Genomic DNA, 22,377 nt, shown 5'->3' on the forward strand with positions numbered 1-22,377 from the left:
GTTGTAATTAGGGAATAGTGTTTTATTGTTATTTTGAATTCCTGAAGTAAAATTATCTCTATTTAAAGCTTTAAATCGGGAAACTTGGTGAAGCGGGCTTTTGACTTGGTGAGTTGGGAAGCGGTAAAGAAATAAAAAACAGCTCCAAAGGAACTGTCTTTTAAATCTGTTATTTTAAAGGATTTCGTATTTTGTTTTAATGCTGTATTTCAGTTTGATATTTTCAATGTTATCAAAAGAGAAATCTACCGGAGCATCCGCCATTTCCAACTGGATATTGCTGGTTCTTGCTTTATAAGCTACAGGCATGATCATATCGCTGGTGTAATCTTCTATTTCTACAATTTCAAGAGCATTACCTGTCTTTTTGCCCATACTTTCCAATAAATAATCTGCTTTTTCTTTAGCGGCTTTCAGAGCATTGATCTTTACTGCTTTTCTGAAATCTGCAATTTTGGTATTCTTTACCTCTGCAATGTTCAGGCTGCTTACCCATTTTTGGTTCAGGTCTTCAAAGATTTTGCTAAGATTTGATTTTGCACTGGCTTTAAAATGATAGTTCTTAGAAAACTTAGCTGATTTAGAATAGATATTCTGGTACATAGATTTGAACTTGATGTCCTCGTTCTTTACACCTGCATTTTTTAAAATATCAAATAACTTCTTTTCATTTTCTGCCAGATCGTTTTTATTATCAGCTTTTATCCCGATGCTGAAGATAATTTCATCCGGTTCCACTTCCATTTCGGCAACGCCTGTTACTTCAATGGCGTTTTTCTTTACTTCCTGAGCATTTACAAAGCTTCCAAGGGTTAAAATTCCGATTAATAAAAAATGTTTCAATTTCATAATTTCCTGTTTTTAAATTTTTAATTACTGATGTAAAATTACGCCGATCAGAAGCCCGAAACCGGGAGACTTGGTGAAACAGAGCTTTCACTTGGTGAATAGTTTTGAGTACACTATATATATGTATATCTTTGTTTTATGAAAATGCTTACACTCTTTACTATCTTTTTACTGGTGTTTTGGGGAAATATGATCCATTCCCAAACCACTAATAACAGCAGTGCTGCTGTGGAAGAGGTACAGGTAGAAACAAAGAAGCTGAAAAAAGCAATGGATTCCAAAAATGAACCCGCGCAGGCAGATTCTTATTATAATATTGGTGAAACATTCTTCAATGGCGGAAATTTTCCGAAAAGTGAAGAGTATTATACAAAAGCAAAAAAACTGTATGAAAAGCTCAATGACAAGGCCAATATTGAAAAAGTAACCCGAAGATTAGCCCAGTCACAGGAAAAACAGAATAAAATAACTCCTGCCATCAGCAATTACAGCATGGCAGCACAGATGAGCTACAGCGAAAAAAGCAGGGCTGTGAATTCTAATGATGCGGCAAGACTTTCTTCTCCCACGCCGGAACTGAAAGCAGAAGCCATCCAGAGTAATATCAATCTGACTAAAAAAGAAAATGAGCAAGGCGATCTTGCAGAAAGCTACAGCCAATTGGCGGAGGTTAATCTGAAACAGAAAGATGTTTCCAGTGCTGAAGAAAACCTGAATACAGCCTATAGAATTTCTAAAAAGGAAGCTCCTCAACAGGCTCTGGCCATCAATCAAAAACTGGCAGATCTTTATGTAGAAAACAAAAATTTTGAGAAAGCTATTGAAGCCAAAAAGAAAGTTCTGACAGAAGATTTCGTAAAAGAAAACTCACAGGAAAAAGTCAACCAGATTCAGGAGCTGGCAGATATTTATATTAAGAAAAACGATCCGAAGGAAGCTGTGGATCTTTTGAAAAATGCCTATGGAATTGCTTTAGATAAAGGCCATACACTGGAAGCTCAGAAAAGTGTAAAAAAACTGGACAGCCTTTATGCAATTTCAGGAAATGTAGATGCTTCCGTTCAGCTGTACAGAGATTTTTTGGGAAAACTTCCGAATCTTGTCTCTAAAGACAGAAGTCTTGTTGATAATAAAATTCTGGAAGATACGGAACAGCGAATTTCACAGCTGGAAAAAGAAAAAGAGCTTAAAGATGAATTGATCAGAAAGAAGAACGTTTTTAATTACAGTCTGATTGGAGCTTTAATTCTGTTGACAGGATTAATTATTTTTATTTTCAGAACGCTGAAGAAGGTTCAGACAAAAAATAAAAAGATAGCGCTTCAGTCGCTTCGTAGAGAAATGAACCCTCATTTTATCTTCAATAGTTTAAATAGTGTCAATCACTTTATCGCAACCAATAATGAACTGGAAGCGAATCAGTATCTTACAAAATTTTCCAAGCTGATGCGTGGCGTAATGGAAAATTCCACTGAAGATTTTATTCCTTTTCAGCAGGAACTCGACCTTTTGCAAAATTATCTGGCGCTTGAAAAGACCCGTTTTGCGGATAAATTCGATTATGAAATTGAAGTAGATGAAAGTTTGAATATGCAAAACCTTCAGGTTCCGGGAATGCTGATACAGCCGTTTCTGGAAAATGCTGTCTGGCACGGACTCCGCTACAGAACCGAAAAAGGATTTTTAAAATTAAGCTTTGAGAAAAGTGAATCCCATCTTAAAATTCTTATCGAAGACAACGGAATAGGTATTGAAGAAAGTAAAAAGCAAAAAACAGAACATCAGAAAACAAGAGAGGGCAGAGGCATGAAAAATACATTGGAAAGAATTCAGTTGCTGAATGATTTATACAAAAAAGAGATCACCTGCTCTGTAAAGGATAAGGAAAATAATAATGGTGTTTTGGTAACAATCCGTATCAATCTGAAGTAATTGAATCCGGATTGATCTGCGGTTCTATTTGATGTATTTTTTCTTTAAAACAGAAAAATTCTTTTTGATATAGTCCAGTTCATAATGAGCAGGAATGATTTCAGCACCGGAACGGTTAATAAATCCATAGGTTCCCGTTATGTTTTTTACCAATGCCAGATCCTCGGAGTATTCACCGAATTTATTAATCCTGGAATATACAGGTTGAGTGATGATTTTTCCGCTTATATCTGAAATTCCATACGTCCCGGAATTGGTTTTTGTAAGTCTCCAGTTGTTGTTGATCTTACTGATATCCTCTCTTTCCGAAATTTTCATCTGTGAAAAAGAAAAACTGAATACACTCATGCAGCAAAGAATAAGAAGCTTTGATTTCATATGATGTTGTCTGGTTTATTAATTTTAATCTCTAAAATAATTCTTTTGCATCTTTCTTGCAATAAAAATGAATAAAAGTATGGCTTGAGAACTTGTGTCAGCAAATTGTAAGGTTGGTTAAATATTCCTAATTTGCATCTGCAACCTATTGCCTGCCATCTAAAATCTGATGTATGAAAATAAAAGCTGTCATTGTAGATGATGAACTCATAGCTAGAGAAGTTTTACGAAGCTATCTTACCAAATACTGTCCGCAAGTGGAGATTTTGGGTGAAGCCGAAAATATTAAAGAAGCCGTTCCGTTAATTGCTGAAAAACAACCTCAACTGGTCTTCCTGGATGTAGAAATGCCTTTTGGAAATGCTTTTGACGTTCTTGAAGCCACCAAAGATTTCTCCTATGAAACCATTTTCATTACCGCATTTTCACAATATTCTTTGCAGGCTTTGAATAAATCAGCAAGTTATTATATTTTAAAACCTATTGACATTCAGGAGCTGATTCTTGCGGTGAATAAAGTAGCGGAAAGCCTTGAGAAAAAAGAAGAGCTCAACCGGAATAAGATTCTTCTTGAAAACCTGAAATTAAAGCCTGAAAAACAGCAATTGATTTTACCAACTTTACAAGGATTTGACGTGGTAAAAACCGAAGATATCGTAAGACTTCAGGCGGATGGAAACTTTACTCAGGTGTATCTTACAGACGGCTCGAAAAAGATGGTATGCCGTTTTCTGAAACATTTTGATGATCTTCTGGAAAATCCCTTTGTGAGGGTTCACCGTTCCCATATTATCAATACAGGTTTTGTAAAATCCTATCATAAAAGCGGAACGGTCATGTTGTCTGACGATACAGAAATTGAAGTTTCAGGAAGCTTTAAAGATAATTTCCTGAAAGTATTTTCATAGAAATTATTGTACCTTAACAGGCATAAGGCATTATTTTTGACGTTTTTATAGCAACCACACAAAATCTTTCTGTCATGAAAACTATTCATAAAATTATACTTCCCGTTTCGTTAGGAGCATTGGGGCTTATTGTTTTCAATTCCTATTCTGTAAGAATTCCCAGAGGAGCATCTGCGGTAAAGAATTTTAATCTGAAAAAATACCTGGGCAGATGGTATGAGATAGCCCGTTTTGATTACAGGTTTGAGAAAAATATGGATAATGTTACTGCAGAGTATACAGAGAATCCGGACGGAACAGTTCAGGTCAGAAATAAAGGCTATGATTACACCAAAAAAGTATGGAATGAATCTATAGGGGAAGCAAAATTTGTAAAAGATCCCACAGAAGCACGTCTGAAAGTGTCATTTTTTAAACCGATCTGGGCAGGCTATAATGTTATAGATATTGATGAAGACTATCAATATGCCCTGGTAGCAGGAAGCAGTCTAAAATATTTATGGATTCTTTCCCGTACTACCAATATTCCTGAAAGTATCCGCCAGCGTTTTATTCAGAAAGCAAAAAAAATCGGCTATAATACCGATGAATTGATCTGGGTGAAGCATAATCAATAAAAAACAAAATCGCAAAAGGATCAATTTGTACATCAGCCGTTTTGCGATTTTATCTTTTCATTATTAGCTATTTATATATTCCTTCCATTCCTCAAAACGGTGATCAATAACCTGTTTCATCAGATCATAGTTTTCGTAGGTATCCTCGATGTGATAGAAGGTCTCATATTCGTAGTCACTTTCCTCAGCTTTCGCATCAAAAATATTTACATAATCATCAGCAAATGAGCTGTATCTGTTTCCGAAATCTGTGTCGTCTGCATAATAATCCTTTGCAAAAAGATTTCCCAGCTCATTCAGGTCATATTCAGAGAATTTTCCGTCGCAGGAATCCATAATGAATTCTGCACCAGTAATTTCTCTTCGTTTTAGTTTTTCTATTTCCTCTTCACCATCTTCTTTCAGTTCATCAGAAATCAGATCGTTGTGAATACACCAGTTCAGGAACATTCCGGTGTGTGTAGCCCCGTTTTTCTGAGGAAGTTCTTCCGGAAAATCACCACCATAATGCCATGAAGCATCATCATATTTAGACATAATCTTGTTGTAGTTTTTGATAATTCAGGCAAAAATAGAAAAAATCAATTTATATTGTCACAGCCATAGAATTTTCCGTCATTTGCATAGAATTTTTTTCAACAAAAAGATATATGGAAAAAGCTGTTCTGATTACTATCGGTGATGAAATCCTTTCCGGAAATACGGTAGATACCAATTCTAACTTTATTGCTGCTGAACTTAAAAATATAGGAATAAAAGTTATTCAGATTCTTACAATCTCAGACGAAATTGAAACCATTAAAAATACATTGAGCACTGCCTTTGAAACCGGCGATTTGGTCATTACCACAGGAGGACTTGGACCCACCAGAGATGATAAAACCAAAAAAGCACTGGCAGAATATTTCAACGATGAAATAGCTTTGGATGAGGTAACCTTCAACCACCTTAAAGGGTATATGGAGAGACGCGGACGTGCGGATATTCTGGAACGAAACAAAGAACAGGCTTTTGTGCCTACCAAATCCATTGTTTTTCAAAATCATTACGGAACCGCTCCATGTATGATGATGGAGCAGGATGGAAAACTATGCTACAGCCTTCCGGGTGTTCCTTATGAGGTGAAACCGCTTATTAAAGATCAGATTATTCCTTATTTACAGCAAAGATTCAGTCTTCATTATATCCATACCAGAATTGTTTCTGTGGTAGGAATTCCTGAAAGTATTCTTGCAGATAAGATTGAAGACTGGGAACTGGCACTTCCCGAAAATATTGCACTGTCTTATCTTCCGGTGGGAACGCGCGTGAAACTTCGTCTGACAGCCTCCGGAGATAGCGAAGAGCAGTTGAAACAACAGACAGAAGAAGAAATTCAGAAGCTGCTTCCTCTGGTAGAAGGCCATGTGATTGCAGTATCTGAGGATAAAATTGAAAATATTCTGGCTGAAATGCTTACCGAAAGAAATCTCACAATTTCAACTGCAGAGAGTTGTACCGGAGGTGAGCTGGCAAAAATGATCACTTCAGTTTCCGGCAGCTCAAAATATTTCCTTGGTGGGATGGTAGCCTATGCCACAGAAAAAAAGATTAAAATTCTAAATGTTTCCAGACAAACTGTTGATGAGTTCACTGTGGTGAGCGAACAGGTAGCTCAGGAAATGGCCAAAGGTTGTCAGCAATTGTTTGAAACTCATATTTCTCTTTCTACAACAGGTGTTGCCGGACCAGGAAAAGGAGAAGATGGCAAAGATATAGGAACGGTTTACTATACGATCAGAATCAATGAGCAGGAAGTGACCTCCAAATTATACATGCCCCATCTGGAAAGAGTAGATTTTATGGATTTTGTTTCCCAAAAGGTAATTCAGGATTTGGTTAGTCTTCTTGTAAACAGTTAAATACAGGCATATCTTTTTAATTTTTTTTTAATTAATTTTTATATAGTTTTTCACACTTTTTGAGAGCCCTTCAATAAATTTCAAAAATCGTGGAAAATTCCAAACAGATTTTTCAGACCAGCAGCAAAAAACGCTGGAAAAGTGTACAATGGGGAAGCCGTGTTTTTATCTTTATAGGAATACTGCTTCTGCTTGCTTTAGGTCTGATGATGACCCTGGACAGAAGTCCTAAAATTCCTTTTAAAGAAGATTATAAAGCTGTCATTACAGCCAACAGACCTTATCTTCAGGAGAATAAAATTTCCAAAGAATATAAAGGTTTCAGGAGCTTTATTTCTGAAAAAACAATTCATACCAACCTTGACAAAATTCAGAAGGCAAGAACAGAACGATACAAAAATCAGAACCGGAACTGGGATCAGTTTCCCGGAGGCATCCGTTCTGCATTTTATGTAGCCTGGGATCCTCAGTCGCTGATGTCTCTGAAAAGAAATATCAGACACGTCAATCTTGTTTTCCCTGAATGGTTTTTCCTTGATCCCAAAACAGGTGACCTTAAAACCAATGTGGATCCGGAAGGTTATAAAGTGATCAAAAGAACAGGTGTGGCTGCAATGCCCATGCTGAGTAACAATTCCGACAGAGAATTCCGTTCAGAAGGATTGGGTAAGGTTCTTAATGATCCGCAGAAAAGAACCCGTCTGATTCAGAAAATTACCCAGCAATGTCAAAAATATCACTTCAAAGGAATTAATATTGACTTTGAGGATATGAACCTGAATTCTGATGACAATCTGATTGCTTTTATGAAAGAGCTTTCAGAAACCTTCAAAAAGAATCAGTTGCTGGTAACGATGGATATTATGACGGATAATGATGATTACAATATTCCAAGACTGAATCCTTATGTAGATTACTTTGTACTGATGGCTTATGATGAATATTCTGCAGGAAGTGATGCAGGACCTGTTTCTTCTCAAAAATGGATTGAAGAACAGACTGGCAAAATTGTGAAACAAACCTCTCCGCAAAAAATAATTCTGGGTCTTGGAGCGTATGGCTATGACTGGAGTTCCAATCCGGATGATAATACTTCTGTTACCTATATGCAGGCGATTACAAAAGCCAGTGCGAGTAAAGCCGTTATTGATTTTAATGATAATACCTTTAATCTGAATTATTCTTATACAGATTCTAAGAATTTAACCCATACCGTATTTTTCAATGATGCGGCCTCCATTTTTAACACAATGCGTTTCTCGTCAGAATATCCTTTGGCAGGAACTGCACTCTGGAGACTGGGAAGTGAAGACAGCAGGGTCTGGAATTTCTATGACAAAGATCTTACGTTTGCCGGCCTTTCCAAAGTGAATTTGAAATCGCTTGAAAATGTAAAAGGGCAGACCATGGTGGATTATATCGGAGACGGAGAAGTACTGGATGTTCTGAATACCCCTCATGACGGAAAAATTGCATTGGAAATTGATCCGAAAGAGAAAATTATCACAGATGAGAATTATATCACTTATCCAAGTTCCTATGAAGTGAAAAAATATGGAAGTGCTCCTCAGAAAGAGCTCGTTCTTACTTTTGATGACGGCCCGGACGAAACATATACTCCGCAGGTATTGGATATTCTGTCCAAATATCACGTTCCGGCAGCATTCTTTCTGGTAGGATTAAATGCAGAAAAAAACCTTCCGCTTGTTAAACGGATTTATCGTGAAGGACATGAGATCGGAAACCACACTTTCACCCATGAAAATGTAGCTAAAGTAAGTCCGGAAAGGGCTTTACTTGAAATGAAGCTTACCCGTTTGCTCATAGAATGTGTGACGGGACATAGTACGATTCTGTTCAGAGCACCTTATAATGCCGATTCTGAGCCTACCACTTCAGAAGAGATCATTCCGGTAGCTTTGGCAAGACAGCAAAATTACCTTGACATCGGGGAAAATATAGATCCCGAAGACTGGCAGCCGGGAATAAAAGCAGATGAAATTGTAAAACGTGTCATGGCTGGGCTTAAACAAGAGAGAGGAAATATCATTCTCCTTCATGATGCAGGCGGAGACACCAGAGAAGAAACCGTAAAAGCTTTAAAAATTCTGATTCCCACTCTTCAGAAACAAGGTTATCATTTTACTAATCTGACGAATATTCTGCACAAAAGCAGAAGCGAACTGATGCCTGAAGTTCCTAAAACAAAGTCCTATTACATTATGCAGCTGAACCTTGTATTGGCAACTGTCATTTATGGAATAAGCCATTTTCTGGTGGCATTGTTTACCATTTTCATTGTGTTAGGAATGATCCGACTAATGCTGATGGCATACTGGGCTTTTAAAGAAAGAAAAAAAGAAAAAAAACTGGGTGAATTTCCGGTTATGGAATCTTATCCGAAGGTTTCAATCATTGTTCCTGCCTATAATGAAGAAGTGAATATTGTCTCTTCCCTGCAGAATTTGTTGAAACAGACCTACCCGAATTTTAACATTATTATGGTAGATGACGGAAGCAGGGATTCTACCTATGAAAAGGTATCAGAAGCATTTCCTGATCATCCGAAACTGAAAATCTTCACCAAAACAAATGGCGGAAAAGCCACTGCCCTGAACTTCGGAATATCACAGACGGATGCTGAGTATGTAGTATGTATTGATGCAGATACCAAACTACAGCAGGATGCAGTGAAATATATGATCGCAAGATTCTTAAATTCAGACCCTGCAGAAAAAATTGCAGCGGTAGCAGGAAACGTGAAAGTAGGAAACAGAGTCAACTGGCTGACCAGATGGCAGGCTATAGAATATACAACCAGTCAGAATTTTGACAGACTGGCCTATGCTCACATCAATGCTATTACCGTAATTCCGGGCGCTATCGGTGCATTTAAAAGAGCTGTGATTATTGAAGCAGGTGGTTATTCATCCGATACTTTAGCAGAAGATTGTGATATCACAGTAAAAATATTAAAAGCCGGATATACGGTTGCTAATGAAAACAGGGCCGTTGCAGTCACAGAAGCACCGGAAACGGTGAAACAGTTTTTAAAACAACGTTTTCGATGGACCTACGGAATTATGCAGATGTTCTGGAAACAGAGACAGACTTTCCTTAATCCCGGATATAAAGGATTGGGACTCTGGGCAATGCCGAATATTTTATTATTCCAATACATCATCCCATTTTTCTCGCCATTGGCAGACGTGATTATGTTCTTTGGAATTCTATCCGGAAACGGAGATAAAATATTTACCTATTATCTGATCTTCCTTTTGGTGGATGCTTCATTAGCTTTAGTAGCATTCATCATGCAGCGGGAAAAACTTATTAATCTGCTGTATATTATTCCGCAGAGATTCGGGTATAGATGGTTGATGTATATTGTATTGTTTAAAAGTTTAAGAAAAGCACTGAAAGGCGAAATGCAATCCTGGGGATTTCTGAAAAGAACGGGGAATGTGAAAGAGATAGCAGCTTCTTAAGAAGCCGGGAAGCCGGAAGAATGAGGCTGGAAGTTATTGTACGATTTTCATAACTTCCAGCTTCCTGCTCGCAACTTCTATTTTTTATAGATTTTTATAATGCTGTAATGTTATTTATTTAAATTTGTTTTCATAAAAAGTAACAAATTCAAAATAAATCATACATATTCTATAAATTGTTATCATAATGAAAAAAATAACGCTTTCTTTGTTTTTAATAGCAGGGATCTGCACTCAAACTACTATGAGCGCACAAGCTAAAGCTGCTAAAGTAGCAGTAACTAACACAGACAAAGGCTTAGACCTTAGCTTGATGGACACTTCAGTACGTCCTCAGGATGATTTTTACAACTATGTAAGTGGAACCTGGATGAAAACTGCCAAAATTCCATCTGACAAACCAACTTGGGGTAGTTTCAATAAACTGGCTGAGGATACGGATAACAATTCCATGACCATCCTGAACTCTCTTCTGAAAGATAAATTTGCTGACGGAAGTGAAGGGAAGAAAATTCAGGATCTGTATGCTACTTACATGAACATGCAGAAGAGAAATGCAGACGGAATCAAACCAATCCAGGAAAATCTGAACAAGATTGATGCTATTAAAAACATGGCTGATCTTCAGAACTACCTTGCTTCTGTAACCAAAGAAGGCGAAAACGTTTTCTACGGATGGGGAGTGGATGCAGACCTTAAAGATTCTAAAATGAATGCGGTTTACTTAGGTAATGCTTCTCTAGGTTTAGGAAGAGATTACTATCAGAAAGTAAACGAGAAAAATACAGAAGCTATTGCTGAATATCAGAAATATGTAGCTTCCATGCTAAAAGAATTAGGATACAAAAATGCTGACGAAGCAGCAAAAGGTATCGTTAATTACGAAAAAAGCATTGCACAGACTTATCTGACCAATGAGCAGAGCCGTGATAATACGCTTCAGTACAATCCTAAGACGATGGCTGAACTTTCTGCTTTGGTAAAAAATGTTGACCTTCCAGGTTACCTTAAAAAAGTAGGCGTAAATTCTGATAAAGTAATTATCAGTGAATTAGGATTCTACAAGAATTTTGATAAACTGGTAAATGCTCAGAATCTTCCCGTAATCAAGGATTATCTGAAATTCCACATGATCCACGGAAGCGCTTCTTATTTAAGTGAAAACTTAGGAAACATGAAGTTTGCTTTCTATGGTAAATACCTTAGAGGACAGCAGGAACAAAGAGCTCTTAACAAAAGAGGTTTTGAGCTGATCAACGGTTCTTTGGGAGAAGCTTTTGGAAAATTATATGTTGAGAAATATTTCCCTGCTGAAGCAAAAGCTCAGATGGTGGAATTGATTGACTATTTAAAGAAAAGCTTTGCCGTCCATATCAATAACTTAGCCTGGATGTCTTCAACGACTAAGGAAAAAGCAATGCAGAAGCTGAACAAGTTCACGGTAAAAGTGGCTTATCCTGATAAATGGAAAGACTATTCAAAATTAAATATCGTTTCTGAAGCTAAAGGAGGAAACTTATATCAAAACCTTCAGAACATCGGTGAATGGCAATACAATAAAGACTTAGCTAAAATTGGTAAGCCGGTAGATAAAACAGAATGGGGAATGACTCCACAAACTGTAAATGCATATTACAATCCGGTAAACAACGAGATTGTATTCCCTGCTGCTATCCTTCAGCCGCCATTCTTTAACCCTAAAGCTGATGCTGCCGTAAACTTCGGAGGTATCGGTGCCGTTATCGGACACGAAATGAGCCATGGATTTGATGATTCAGGGGCGCAGTTTGATGCAGACGGTAACCTGGTAGACTGGTGGACTCCGGAAGATAAAGCGAACTTCGAAAAAGCAACAAAAGCTCTTGCTTCTCAGTATGACAAATATGAGCCTGTAAAAGGAACTTTTGTAAACGGTACTTTCACAAACGGTGAGAATATCGCTGACTTAGGAGGAGTAAACATCGCTTATGACGCTCTTCAAATGTATCTGAAAGACAAAGGAAACCCAGGAAAAATCAGCGGATTCACTCAGGATCAGAGATTCTTCCTAAGCTGGGCAACCGTTTGGAGAACATTATCAAGTGAGAAATATATGGTAAATCAGGTGAAAACTGATCCACACTCTCCAGGATATTTCAGAAGTTTCGGTCCGCTTATCAACGTTGACGCTTTCTACAAAGCATTCGACGTGAAAAAAGGAGACAAATTATACAAAGCTCCGGAAGACAGAATCAAAATCTGGTAACAATAACAACCGCTCAGCAATGGGCGGTTTTGTTTTTTAGGTAGCAGGTGATAGATGATAGGTAATAAGTAATAAGTAATAAGTAATAAGTAATAAGTAATAAGGGATGTGATGAGCAATCGAAGGGACAATTTTTACAATAACGGCTTGCATCATTCCCCTCTCTCGGAGGGGTGTCAAAAATTCAAAGAATTTTTGACGGGGTGGTTCTATACATAATAACTTTACACCTTAAATTATGAACTTTAAACTCTCAATTATTAATTATCATTCATTACATATCATTAAAGTTTGTATATTTGATAAGTTTGTGTAAAATCAAAAATTATCTTTAATGAAAAAGCTAAATATTGGAATACTTGCCCTTTCAGGTATTGTATTTCTTAATTCGTGTGGTGCAGCTAAGACTGCAGGGACAGAGAATAAAAAAGAAGCTACAGCTACAGTAGCTGAACCGGTAAAAGAAGAAGCAAAAGAAGAGGGAATCAATTTATCGTATATGGATACCAGTGTCCGTCCACAAGATGACTTTTTTAGCTACGTGAATGGAAATTGGGTGAAAACAACTCAGATTCCTTCTGATAAAGCCAACTGGGGTTCTTTCAATGCGTTGAGAGAAAATGTAGATGATGCTTCATTAGATATCTTAAACAAAATCCTTACAGAATCATATCCTGCAGGGTCAGAAGGGCAGAAAATCCAGAATCTGTATGCCTCTTTTATGGATACCAATAAGAGAAATGCAGAAGGTCTGGCTCCTATCAAAGCTGATCTTGCTAAAGTAGATGCTATTAAAAGTCTGGGTGACCTTCAGAAATATCTGTTGGAAGCTACAAGATTAGGCGATAACTCTTTCTACGGATGGAGAGTGGGTGCTGATATGAAGAATTCCAATATGAATGCGGTATATCTTGGTGGTCCGGATCTTGGGTTAGGAAGAGATTATTATCAGAAAGTAAACGATGCCAATACTAAAACATTGGCCGAATATCAGGCTTATGTTGAAAAATTATTTGGTGTTTTAGGATATAAAAATACCACTCAGGCTGCACAGAATGTAGTAGATTTTGAAAAACAGCTTGCCAATTACTTACTGACACTTGAACAAAACAGAGATGCTAATTTAAGATACAATCCTAAAAATGTATCTGAATTATCAGGTCTTGTAAAAAATGTTGACCTTGCAAAATACCTTAAAGATGCAGGTGTAAATACAGACAGAGTGATCATTGGAGAACTGAAATATTACCAGAATATGGATCAGTTCATTACTCAGAAAAACCTTCCTTTACTGAAAGACTATCTGAAATACCATATCATCAACGGAAATGCAAGCAATCTTGATAACAGCTTGGAACAGATCAGATTCGATTTCTATGCGAAATACTTGCAGGGTCAGAAAGAGCAGCGTCCGATGAACAAAAGAGGGCTTACCCTTGTGAATGGTGTTCTTGGAGAAGCTTTCGGAAAATTGTATGTAGACAAATATTTCACTCCTGAAGCTAAAAAGCAGATGGAAACCTATATTGACTACCTTCTAAAATCATTCAAAACACATATTGCCAATATCGACTGGATGTCTCCTGAAACTAAAGTAAAAGCTCAGGAAAAATTATCCAAGTTTACGGTAAAAATTGCTTACCCTGATAAATGGAAAGATTATACACAACTGAAAGTGGAATCTCCAAAAGAAGGGGCTACACTTTATTCAAACCTTCAGAATGTTGCTGCATGGCAATACCAGAGAAGTTTAGATAAAGTAGGAAAACCTGTTGATAAAACAGAATGGGGAATGTCTCCACAAACTGTAAATGCTTACTACAGCGGATCAAACAACGAAATTGTATTCCCTGCAGCTATTCTTCAGCCGCCTTTCTATAATCCTAAAGCTGATGCAGCCGTGAACTTCGGGGGAATCGGAGCCGTTATCGGTCACGAAATTTCTCACGGATTTGATGACAGCGGTTCACGTTTCGATGGAGATGGTAACCTGAATAACTGGTGGACGGATGCAGACCGTAAAAACTTTGATGCAAAAGTAGGTCAGTTAGCCGCTCAGTACAGTGCCTACGAACCAGTAAAAGGAAGCTTCGTGAACGGTAAATTTACAAGTGGTGAAAATATCGGTGACTTAGGTGGAGTAGCAGTGGCTTACGATGCGCTTCAGATGTATTTAAAAGATAAAGGGAACCCAGGTAAGATCAGTGGTTTCACTCAGGATCAGAGATTCTTCATGAGCTGGGCTACTGTTTGGAGAACTAAAGCTACCGACCAGTATATGATCAACCAGGTGAAAACAGACCCGCACTCTCCGGGAATGTTCAGAGCATTTGGTCCGTTGGTCAATCAGGACTCATTCATTAAAGCATTTGACATCAAACCGGGAGACAAAATGTATAAAGCTCCTCAGGACAGAATAAAAATCTGGTAATTTTACCATAAATTGTTAGAAAAGAAAGAATCCGCCTCAATATGAGACGGATTCTCTTTTTAATATTCTTTCTTATAATTCCTAAGAACAAACTTTATTCCGGTTTCTATAATATCTCCCATGGTTTTACAGTACTTAAAATTGACATCGTAGGTGAGTTTTTGTAAAGCGGTCCTTAGTTCTATGACATTAGCTTCCGGTGCAATACTGTCTTTTTTCATAATAGAAATCAGTTCATCAAATCTGTTTTGACTGCTCGTTACTCTTTTCACGATTTGTGAACGTACTTCCTTGCGGTATTGCTCTATAGAACTTGGTTTCAGTTTTTCCAATACCATTTTTACCATTTGATTATTTTCTTTAAAATACTGGGGAAGATAGACTTTCAGGTTTCCCTCATACGTTTGCTGGTCAAAATCGATAGGACGGATTCTGTAAATCACCTGGTCGAAATCATGGATGGGAATCACTACATAATTATAAGAACGCATGTCGCCAAGAAGCCCAATAAGACAGCGCTCATTGAATTTCACAAATTCCTTGGAAATTTGTGCTTTTTCAAGTTCTGAGCAGCCGGATAAATGTTTCTGAATAAAAACATCTCCGGGAATTCCCAGAATATGCTCTTCAATTAAAGTGTTTTTATAAACCAGAAAGTTAATCCGGTTGGGAGAAAGCAGGTCTTCAAGTTCCAGTCCGAATATCCTGGAGGCATCAGCCTGTTTAATATAAAAATAAGTATAATTATCGTTCAGTACATTTCTTACCCGAATCCGGAAAGGTTTGGAATTTCCGAAAGTACAAAAGTCGATCGTGTCAACTTTCAGATAAGGTAAAGTAGCAGTATCTCCATCAGAATGAAGGAGCGTATAAATTTTATTTAAATTGGCCTCTATTTCTTTAAACTCATATTCAGAATACAGTACCCCAAGCCACAAAGTATCTTTGCCATCTTTATCCAGAATTCTCACACTGTCACTGAACCTCAAAAGGTCTTCATACAGAAACTTAATCTTGGTAGTTCTGTTATATTTTTCCAAATATTGTTGTAATGCTTCTGAAACTGGAAATATCGGTTTTCTGAACGCTATTTTTACATCTTTCATGAAACTGTTCACTTTGTTTAAATATAAAAATATTTTTTGGTAAAGTCTTAGGATTTCTTATTTTAACATTCATCAGGCATGTTTATAAAAGAGTAAAGCGGACAAAAATTTTATTTTATTTTTCTTGGAAGACTTTATTTATTTTTTCATAGCTTAGTGATATCGTAATATGGTGATTTTATGTTGAATAAATGTAAACAGATTTAGATGATTCAAGAAAAATCTTAGTAAAATTTTGTATGTTACAGTTTTTTTTTAAATTTAAACATTGGATTGGTAATTTATTTGATTCATCGGTAAATTACTCAAAGACAGATCCAAACCAAAATAGTAAATCTCAAAATAACAATAATATGGCAATGTTTAATTATGGTGTTGGCGGAAACGAGGTAAAAGTAGACGCTAATGAAGCTATTCAGGAAATACAGGAAAATAAATCACTGATAGTAAGCCAACTTACAACAGACGAGTCTTATACCCCTGAAATCGTAACAGGATTAAAAACAGTGGAAGACGTTTTCAAACATTTTCAGCCTTCAGTATCGGTACAACACGAAACAGAAGACGGAGGAATGGTAGAAGAGGAATTCCGTTTTCAAAACCTTGGAGACTTTACCCCTAAAAGCCTTACTCAGAAGTCAGATTATCTGCAGCAATTGAGCATGGAACAGGAGCAGTACAACAAAATAGTACGTCAGCTGAAAACAAACAAAATTCTACGCAATATGCTGGAGAACGATCAGACAAGAGCGGCGTTCATAGAAGTATTGAAAGAAGTGGCACAAGAACTTGAAAAATAATTAAAGACTTACATTAAATCATGGATAGCAAATTACAGGCACAAGAAAGCCAGCAGCAGGGGCAGCAGCAACATGCAGGACAGCCGAAGGGCAACCCGCTTGCGGAGCTCAATAAAATGGGAGGATTTGGCTTTGTTGAATCCGTTGTAGACGGTATTGCCAATATGAACCCAACAAGAAAGGCAAGAAAAGAAATCTTCCTGAACGACAGCAATAAAGCAGACGAAAGAAAAGAACTTCTTCAGAAGATCAATCTTTGGGTAAACCTTTTAGAAGGCAGCGAATCTGCTGATAAAATGGCTGATACGTGCAAAAGTAAAGCACAACAGGCCGATCAGAACTTAAAGAAAAACTTAAAAAATACACTGGATGCTGTTCGTATGCTGGAGACCAACTACAGAACAGTAGCTCAATTCTATAAAAATACAGAATTGGATAAAGTGGATAACGTAAGTATCGTCAATGCAAGCCTTGAGCAGGTTTCCGATCTGGATAATCCTCTGTTCATTGATGCAATCTCAGAAGAATTCAAAAACTATTACGACCGTCTTGACCTTAGAGATAACTACTCAATCCTTGCAATCCCAGGATATTTAGGATCCAATAAGGTCATCGAGAAGTGGGCAAAAATCTGTAACGAAAACAAAGTAATGATGGTTACAGACTTCGCCAACCTTGATAAGCCGGATGACGTAGTAGATTTATTCCACTCTGCAAACCTTACAGGAGGTGAGCTTCACAGAAGTAACGTTATTATGACGTGTAACTGGCTGGTAGGACGTGGTAAAGCTGAAGAAGTAGGTGAAGAAGAAAACGTGGAACTTCCGCCTTCCACTTCATTAGCCGGAAAAATCCACAAAACACTGATGTCTCAGGTAGCAGCAGGTAAAAAACATGGTAATATCAACGAAGTAGACGCCGTAAAATTCGAACTGAAGAAAAGTGAAATTTCTCAGCTGGAAAAAATGGGTCTTGTACCAATGGTTAACGAATACGGAAAAATTATGGCTTTCTCTGCAAAGACATTATTTACAGGAGACAATATTGGTCTTCAGACGTATTCCGTAGTTCGTGTATTCGATTACGTAACCAAAGTACTTCTAGACTTCCTGAACAGAAGAGCTTTTGAAAACTGGAATGCTAAGAACGAGGACGATTTGAGAAGACAGATCGTAACTTTCCTTGATAATATCAAAGGACCGGACAAATTGATTGAAAAATTCAAAATTGTTCGTTTCGAGCAGGATAGAGTAAACAAAGACAGAGTGTGGCTGGATATCCGTATGACGCCTTATTTCCCTACAAAAAGTTTCGTTATTAAACTTGACGGACACAAAGGAGATGATGGTAACGAATGGGATGCAGAATATACTCAGGAGTAACATCAACATACTTTACATAACAAAAACCGATGCAATTTTACATCGGTTTTTTTTCAACCAACACCTATGAAATTGAATATGAATAAGAAACTTATCATTGGTTTACTAATGTTATTAATGGTTCTTTTGATAAGCTGCGAAAAAAAATACCAAAGTCCAGGCACCTACGAAAATGATCTTTTCGCACAGGAACGCCAGGAAGGAAAAGCATACATCATGAATAGGGATGAGTGTTTTGATGGAAGTGAACTCGTTATTGCAAGTTCAGAGGTAAAACTATCAGACAGTTCAAAAGGCCGTGGAAAATCGTTCTATCTTTATAAAGTGAAATCCGGAAAAGTATTGAAAACAGTAAGAGATTCTGCTGTAGAAATGCCAATGCTTTTTCTTTCCCAATACAAATTAAAAATAAAGAACACGGATTCTATGTATGTTTATCTGAAAAAGCTTGAAGGATACCGTTTTATAGCTAAAGACAGAAACCTTAAATATCAGTGGTTAAAAGCGGCTCCTGTATATTCTGTTGAGAAAAATTAACTTTAAATTCAAGTTTTTTATATCACTATGTTATGATTTTTTTTATTTTTGTTTTTGAACAAACACAAAAACAAAATGAAAAAGAATGTAACCCTGTATGAGGATATAATCCTACATCCTCTCCAACAATTTAATCTGAAAAATAATACCTGTCCGAATAACTTCCAGCTGGAAGTTAGTTAAATTCTATTAGCCATGACAGGGAATATTGCCGGGGATCAGAATCCTCGGGTTGGAACAGCGTGTTCCTACGAAATAAAACCTTCAGGACTTTCATTAGTACTGAATGGGGACTATAAATGGTATCTTTTTAAGAAACAGAAAAACGGAAGCTGGAAAGATATCACCGGAAAACCAAAAACCGGTGAAAAGGTAACGTACAAATTTGGGGAAATAGCGCTGGGAATAGAATTTCAAATGAAGGTGTATGAAATTAAAAAAGGTCTTTTACCTGGCTTTCCTTCTACCAGAGAACTCGCTGGCAGCCTTATAATTATTCCTATCAGCAACAAGGTTCCAAAGATCGATAAAGTAGTACTCTTCAATAGAGGAGTAAAGGATTTCAATAAAGCCAGTTATCATGATACTCTTATTGCGCAGGCTCATTGCATTGCGATGTTTAATAAAGAAATTGAGTTTCACCTTTGGGAAGATGATGCTCCTGGAAAAGGTCACGATGCCAATATTAACAAAAACAACTGTCACACCCGTAGCTACAAGGCTCGGGTCAATGAAAAAGGGATTGCGGAAGTCTCCATTCCTCTGATGTCTGATGAAAAAATCCTTCGTCAGATGGCCAATCAGTTTTTGATGAAGGGTGACAGGAATGAAGGCGCGAATCATGAGTATTATGTTACAGCCACCTACTCCGGAAAAATTCAGGGAGCCAGCCAGGTGAATGTAGATGTAGCCAACCCTGATTATAAAGGGCAGCCGCAGCCTGAGAAACACACCCCAAAATTCCCGGCCGGACAAGGAGGTAGTCCCAAACAACCGGATCCTAAAGGCAATATTATAGAAGCTGTTTTCATTGATAATAAAGGAAATGAGCTATCCAAAGTAGCTGTAGGAGATAAAGTAAGGGTAAGAATCCACTCCAAAAATATGGAGGGAAAACACATTCAGTATGTCATTTGGAAATATGATTCCACATCCACTCATGAATTTTATAGAAGTGCAATGATTAAAATTCCTGCCGATGTATATGATACCTCAGGATTTATCATTACAAAAGTTAGTTCTGAAAAAGGAATAGGCTTTCCTATCAGCAATTCGAATTTCTATACACAAAACTATTTTATAGAAATTATCTCCACAGATCTTTCTGCAGAATCTCAGAAATTTGGGGTAAATTCGGATGGACTGATGGAAATGGAGAAGATGAAGAGTGCGGTGGGGGTGCAGAAGCAGCCGGAACGGGATAAAACAACTGATGGAAAATGCCCTAATTGTGAAAAAGATATAACTTCTGATGATCTCAAGAATATTTTCCCTGATGCTTCTCCTGATAAACTCAAAGTAGTTGCTGACACATATAACAAGTATATGGAAAATTTAAATATGAATACTTGTTGGAACAAAGCTCATTTCTTCGCACAAGCAATGATTGAAGGTGGAAAATCATTAAATTTAAAACAAGGAGAAAGTATGAATTATAGTGCAGATGATCTATTCAAGGGCAGATGGGATTCTAAGGAAAAAAAATACAAAACTATATTTAGTTATTATCGAAATAATAAAGAGGCTTATATAGATGGCAGAACCGAAAACCACGCAGCAAACCAAAAAGTAATTGCAAATAAAGTCTATGCGGATAAAAATAGAGCAATTGGGTACAAATTAGGAAATACCCAAGAAGGAGATGGGTGGCGATTTAGAGGAAGGGGATTAATTCAATTAACAGGAAGAAATAATTATACTGAAGCTAATGCCTATACTTTAAAACTTGCTAATAAAAATATTATAACAACTGATAGTGAAGCAGAAATTGTTGGATCAAATTTAGAAATTGCTGTATTAACCTCAATGGCATATTTTAACTTTAGGAAAAATAATGGGAAAGCTTTATATGAAATAGCTAATGGCACTAAAGATGTAAAAGGCAAGATATGTCCTGAAATAGGGCAAGACGTTCAGTTAGCAAAAGGAAAAACCAACTATGGAGAGAAACAGGAAGCATTTGATAGTACAACTTCAGTCATTTTTAAAATAGCACAATGTACACTTAATAATAAATCTCAAAACAATCCAGAAAAAAATGAAGGATGGCATAACCCTCTTGATATAATGGAGATCAGGGGTTGGTATGGAGGTGATTATAAAGATTGGGATACTTCAGCAAGTAAATTCGGTAAAGTACCAAGAAGAAAAAGTGGAATTCATCAGGGAATTGATCTATGGGCAAAATCTGGGACCCCTTTAAAAGCTTGTGTATCTGGTAAAATCGTATTTGATGGCAATGTCGGAGACTATGGAAAAGTTATTATTTTAGAAGGTCAATACAAAGGGGCTAACTATTATTTCACATATGCTCATTTATCGGCATCCAATTATAAAAGTAAAGATATTAAGGCTGGGCAGCCAATTGCGTTATCCGGTAAATCAGGAAATGCCAGTAGGTTTCCAACCAAAGCACAACATTTACATTTTGAAGTAAGAACTAAATTAAATGTGAGAAAAGGATTACTAGATAGGCTTGACCCAATGACAATTATAACCGAATTAAAGAATATAGAAACAAACGCAAAAAAAATAACCCAACAATGAAACAAATATCACTAATCTTAGCTTTGCTCTACGGTATAATATTAATTTCTTGTCAGAATTCAAAAAAAGATTTAAATTTTATAGATGAAATTAAGTTACCTTATACTGTTGAAATAAAAGACTATGAAAAGTTTGTTAACCATTCTTTTGAAAAGAAAGATATATATAATTATGCAAAATTTACAAATATATTGGGAAAGCAAACTAATGTTTCTAAAATAGATTTTATAGGTAAATTTATAATTGATAAACAAGAATTTATTTTATATCAAGATGTGACACAAAATGAATCTGCGGATTTTTTTCCCGCATTATATGTAACTAAAATAGGTAAAGAACCAAAGACATTTTGTTTAACACAAACCACAGAAGAATCCTTTACGGATAAAATTATTATTAATGACAATAAAATCATACTTAGAGAAAATTATTGGGATCCAAATGAAAAAAAGAGAAAAAATGATAGACTAAAAGAATATAATTTTGATTTTGTTGAAGTGAATTCCAGTTTTCCTAAAAAAGAAATAAATCATACTACCAACAAAGATCAGAGGATTATGTTTAATACTGCTGACAGCCTGATCCTAAGTAAAGAATGTGATCTAAATATGGATAATATAAAAGACAAGATTCTTATAATTTCACCTAAAAATTCAAATACAGAAAACAGATTTTCAAGCGTTTATGTGTTGATTTATAACAAAAAAGGAGAATTTAAAGAATATCATAATAATAAAATTATAAATTCATTCAATCATAGTTCTTATGCAGAAGGATTTCAAAACTTAACAATTAAAAATAATTTTTTTACTATTGAAGAAAACATTTCCTCACAACCCATACAGGATAAATACACAACATTCACTTTTGACAAAAAAGACAACTCTATTTATTTACATAAATTAGGATATTCAACAACATATCCTGATGCAAACCAAGATAATAGTATAACTTATTCATCTAAAGATTTTGGTACAATTAAATTTGAAAAATATGATCCAGAAATGATAAAATACTAATCTTTTCTCTAATGATGA

At 36.4% G+C, this 22,377-nt stretch carries 16 protein-coding genes; 12 read left to right on the top strand and 4 right to left on the bottom strand.

Features of this window, described 5'->3' with window-relative positions; translation table 11 throughout:
- Positions 1-174 precede the first annotated feature (174 nt).
- Positions 175-849, bottom strand: a complete 675-nt coding sequence (locus J2786_RS00190) for an SIMPL domain-containing protein (RefSeq protein ID WP_047432967.1) — start codon at positions 847-849, stop codon at positions 175-177.
- 138 nt (positions 850-987) lie between these two features.
- Here J2786_RS00190 and J2786_RS00195 point away from each other — a divergent pair, with 138 nt between their 5' ends.
- Positions 988-2,781: a tetratricopeptide repeat-containing sensor histidine kinase gene (locus J2786_RS00195; protein ID WP_047432964.1), complete on the top strand. Its 1,794-nt coding sequence runs from the start codon at positions 988-990 to the stop codon at positions 2,779-2,781.
- A 24-nt stretch (positions 2,782-2,805) separates the two neighbouring features.
- Here J2786_RS00195 and J2786_RS00200 read toward each other — a convergent pair whose 3' ends face one another.
- Positions 2,806-3,159 (bottom strand): WG repeat-containing protein, encoded by a 354-nt coding sequence (locus tag J2786_RS00200; protein WP_082001984.1) that lies wholly within the window; start codon positions 3,157-3,159, stop codon positions 2,806-2,808.
- 173 nt (positions 3,160-3,332) lie between these two features.
- Here J2786_RS00200 and J2786_RS00205 point away from each other — a divergent pair, with 173 nt between their 5' ends.
- Positions 3,333-4,067, top strand: coding sequence for a LytR/AlgR family response regulator transcription factor (locus J2786_RS00205; protein WP_047432960.1), 735 nt, complete (start codon positions 3,333-3,335; stop codon positions 4,065-4,067).
- 74 nt (positions 4,068-4,141) lie between these two features.
- Entirely contained in the window at positions 4,142-4,684 is a 543-nt protein-coding gene (locus J2786_RS00210) for a lipocalin family protein (protein WP_047432956.1), read from the top strand.
- Between the two features lie 63 nt (positions 4,685-4,747).
- On the opposite strand, the gene J2786_RS00215 is transcribed toward J2786_RS00210, so the two are convergent.
- Positions 4,748-5,221 (bottom strand): DUF7832 domain-containing protein, encoded by a 474-nt coding sequence (locus tag J2786_RS00215; RefSeq protein ID WP_047432954.1) that lies wholly within the window; start codon positions 5,219-5,221, stop codon positions 4,748-4,750.
- Positions 5,222-5,334: 113 nt separating this feature from the next.
- On the opposite strand from J2786_RS00215, the gene J2786_RS00220 reads away from it, so the two are divergent.
- From J2786_RS00220 to J2786_RS00235, 4 genes are all read left to right on the top strand, one after another.
- Positions 5,335-6,585, top strand: a complete 1,251-nt coding sequence (locus J2786_RS00220; RefSeq protein ID WP_047432951.1) for a CinA family nicotinamide mononucleotide deamidase-related protein — start codon at positions 5,335-5,337, stop codon at positions 6,583-6,585.
- Positions 6,586-6,674: 89 nt separating this feature from the next.
- Positions 6,675-10,073, top strand: coding sequence for a trifunctional glycoside hydrolase family 18/polysaccharide deacetylase/glycosyltransferase family 2 protein (locus tag J2786_RS00225; protein WP_047432949.1), 3,399 nt, complete (start codon positions 6,675-6,677; stop codon positions 10,071-10,073).
- A 187-nt stretch (positions 10,074-10,260) separates the two neighbouring features.
- Positions 10,261-12,318 (top strand): M13 family metallopeptidase, encoded by a 2,058-nt coding sequence (locus J2786_RS00230; RefSeq protein WP_047432946.1) that lies wholly within the window; start codon positions 10,261-10,263, stop codon positions 12,316-12,318.
- A 334-nt stretch (positions 12,319-12,652) separates the two neighbouring features.
- Positions 12,653-14,749, top strand: coding sequence for a M13 family metallopeptidase (locus J2786_RS00235; RefSeq protein WP_047432943.1), 2,097 nt, complete (start codon positions 12,653-12,655; stop codon positions 14,747-14,749).
- A 59-nt stretch (positions 14,750-14,808) separates the two neighbouring features.
- On the opposite strand, the gene J2786_RS00240 is transcribed toward J2786_RS00235, so the two are convergent.
- Positions 14,809-15,855 (bottom strand): hypothetical protein, encoded by a 1,047-nt coding sequence (locus J2786_RS00240; protein ID WP_047432941.1) that lies wholly within the window; start codon positions 15,853-15,855, stop codon positions 14,809-14,811.
- A 353-nt stretch (positions 15,856-16,208) separates the two neighbouring features.
- Here J2786_RS00240 and J2786_RS00245 point away from each other — a divergent pair, with 353 nt between their 5' ends.
- The 5 genes from J2786_RS00245 to J2786_RS00265 all read left to right on the top strand — a co-directional run bounded on the left by J2786_RS00245 (position 16,209) and on the right by J2786_RS00265 (position 22,359).
- A complete protein-coding gene (locus J2786_RS00245) occupies positions 16,209-16,655 on the top strand; it encodes a type VI secretion system contractile sheath small subunit (protein ID WP_034692320.1) in 447 nt (148 codons plus the stop codon).
- Positions 16,656-16,675: 20 nt separating this feature from the next.
- A complete protein-coding gene (locus J2786_RS00250) occupies positions 16,676-18,037 on the top strand; it encodes a DUF5458 family protein (protein WP_047432939.1) in 1,362 nt (453 codons plus the stop codon).
- A gap of 78 nt (positions 18,038-18,115) precedes the next feature.
- Positions 18,116-18,574 (top strand): hypothetical protein, encoded by a 459-nt coding sequence (locus J2786_RS00255; RefSeq protein WP_310023570.1) that lies wholly within the window; start codon positions 18,116-18,118, stop codon positions 18,572-18,574.
- A gap of 195 nt (positions 18,575-18,769) precedes the next feature.
- A complete protein-coding gene (locus J2786_RS00260; RefSeq protein ID WP_052187029.1) occupies positions 18,770-21,340 on the top strand; it encodes a peptidoglycan DD-metalloendopeptidase family protein in 2,571 nt (856 codons plus the stop codon).
- Positions 21,337-22,359 carry a hypothetical protein gene (locus J2786_RS00265; RefSeq protein ID WP_047432936.1) on the top strand — a complete coding sequence of 341 codons (1,023 nt, stop codon included), beginning with the start codon at positions 21,337-21,339 and terminating at the stop codon, positions 22,357-22,359. The genes J2786_RS00260 and J2786_RS00265 overlap by 4 nt, the downstream gene beginning before the upstream one ends.
- Positions 22,360-22,377: the final 18 nt, after the last annotated feature.

Origin of the sequence: Chryseobacterium vietnamense, assembly GCF_031454475.1 — a bacterium.
GTDB classification, from domain to species: Bacteria; Bacteroidota; Bacteroidia; order Flavobacteriales; family Weeksellaceae; genus Chryseobacterium; species Chryseobacterium vietnamense.

Coding starts and splice junctions, on each gene's coding strand:
- J2786_RS00215 (WP_047432954.1), bottom strand. CDS start 5,221: ATGTCTAAATATGATGATGCTTCATGGCATTATGGTGGTGATTTTCCG.
- J2786_RS00220 (WP_047432951.1), top strand. CDS start 5,335: ATGGAAAAAGCTGTTCTGATTACTATCGGTGATGAAATCCTTTCCGGA.
- J2786_RS00250 (WP_047432939.1), top strand. CDS start 16,676: ATGGATAGCAAATTACAGGCACAAGAAAGCCAGCAGCAGGGGCAGCAG.
- J2786_RS00260 (WP_052187029.1), top strand. CDS start 18,770: ATGACAGGGAATATTGCCGGGGATCAGAATCCTCGGGTTGGAACAGCG.
- J2786_RS00245 (WP_034692320.1), top strand. CDS start 16,209: ATGGCAATGTTTAATTATGGTGTTGGCGGAAACGAGGTAAAAGTAGAC.
- J2786_RS00195 (WP_047432964.1), top strand. CDS start 988: ATGAAAATGCTTACACTCTTTACTATCTTTTTACTGGTGTTTTGGGGA.
- J2786_RS00205 (WP_047432960.1), top strand. CDS start 3,333: ATGAAAATAAAAGCTGTCATTGTAGATGATGAACTCATAGCTAGAGAA.
- J2786_RS00255 (WP_310023570.1), top strand. CDS start 18,116: ATGAATAAGAAACTTATCATTGGTTTACTAATGTTATTAATGGTTCTT.
- J2786_RS00190 (WP_047432967.1), bottom strand. CDS start 849: ATGAAATTGAAACATTTTTTATTAATCGGAATTTTAACCCTTGGAAGC.
- J2786_RS00235 (WP_047432943.1), top strand. CDS start 12,653: ATGAAAAAGCTAAATATTGGAATACTTGCCCTTTCAGGTATTGTATTT.
- J2786_RS00200 (WP_082001984.1), bottom strand. CDS start 3,159: ATGAAATCAAAGCTTCTTATTCTTTGCTGCATGAGTGTATTCAGTTTT.
- J2786_RS00210 (WP_047432956.1), top strand. CDS start 4,142: ATGAAAACTATTCATAAAATTATACTTCCCGTTTCGTTAGGAGCATTG.
- J2786_RS00240 (WP_047432941.1), bottom strand. CDS start 15,855: ATGAAAGATGTAAAAATAGCGTTCAGAAAACCGATATTTCCAGTTTCA.
- J2786_RS00230 (WP_047432946.1), top strand. CDS start 10,261: ATGAAAAAAATAACGCTTTCTTTGTTTTTAATAGCAGGGATCTGCACT.
- J2786_RS00265 (WP_047432936.1), top strand. CDS start 21,337: ATGAAACAAATATCACTAATCTTAGCTTTGCTCTACGGTATAATATTA.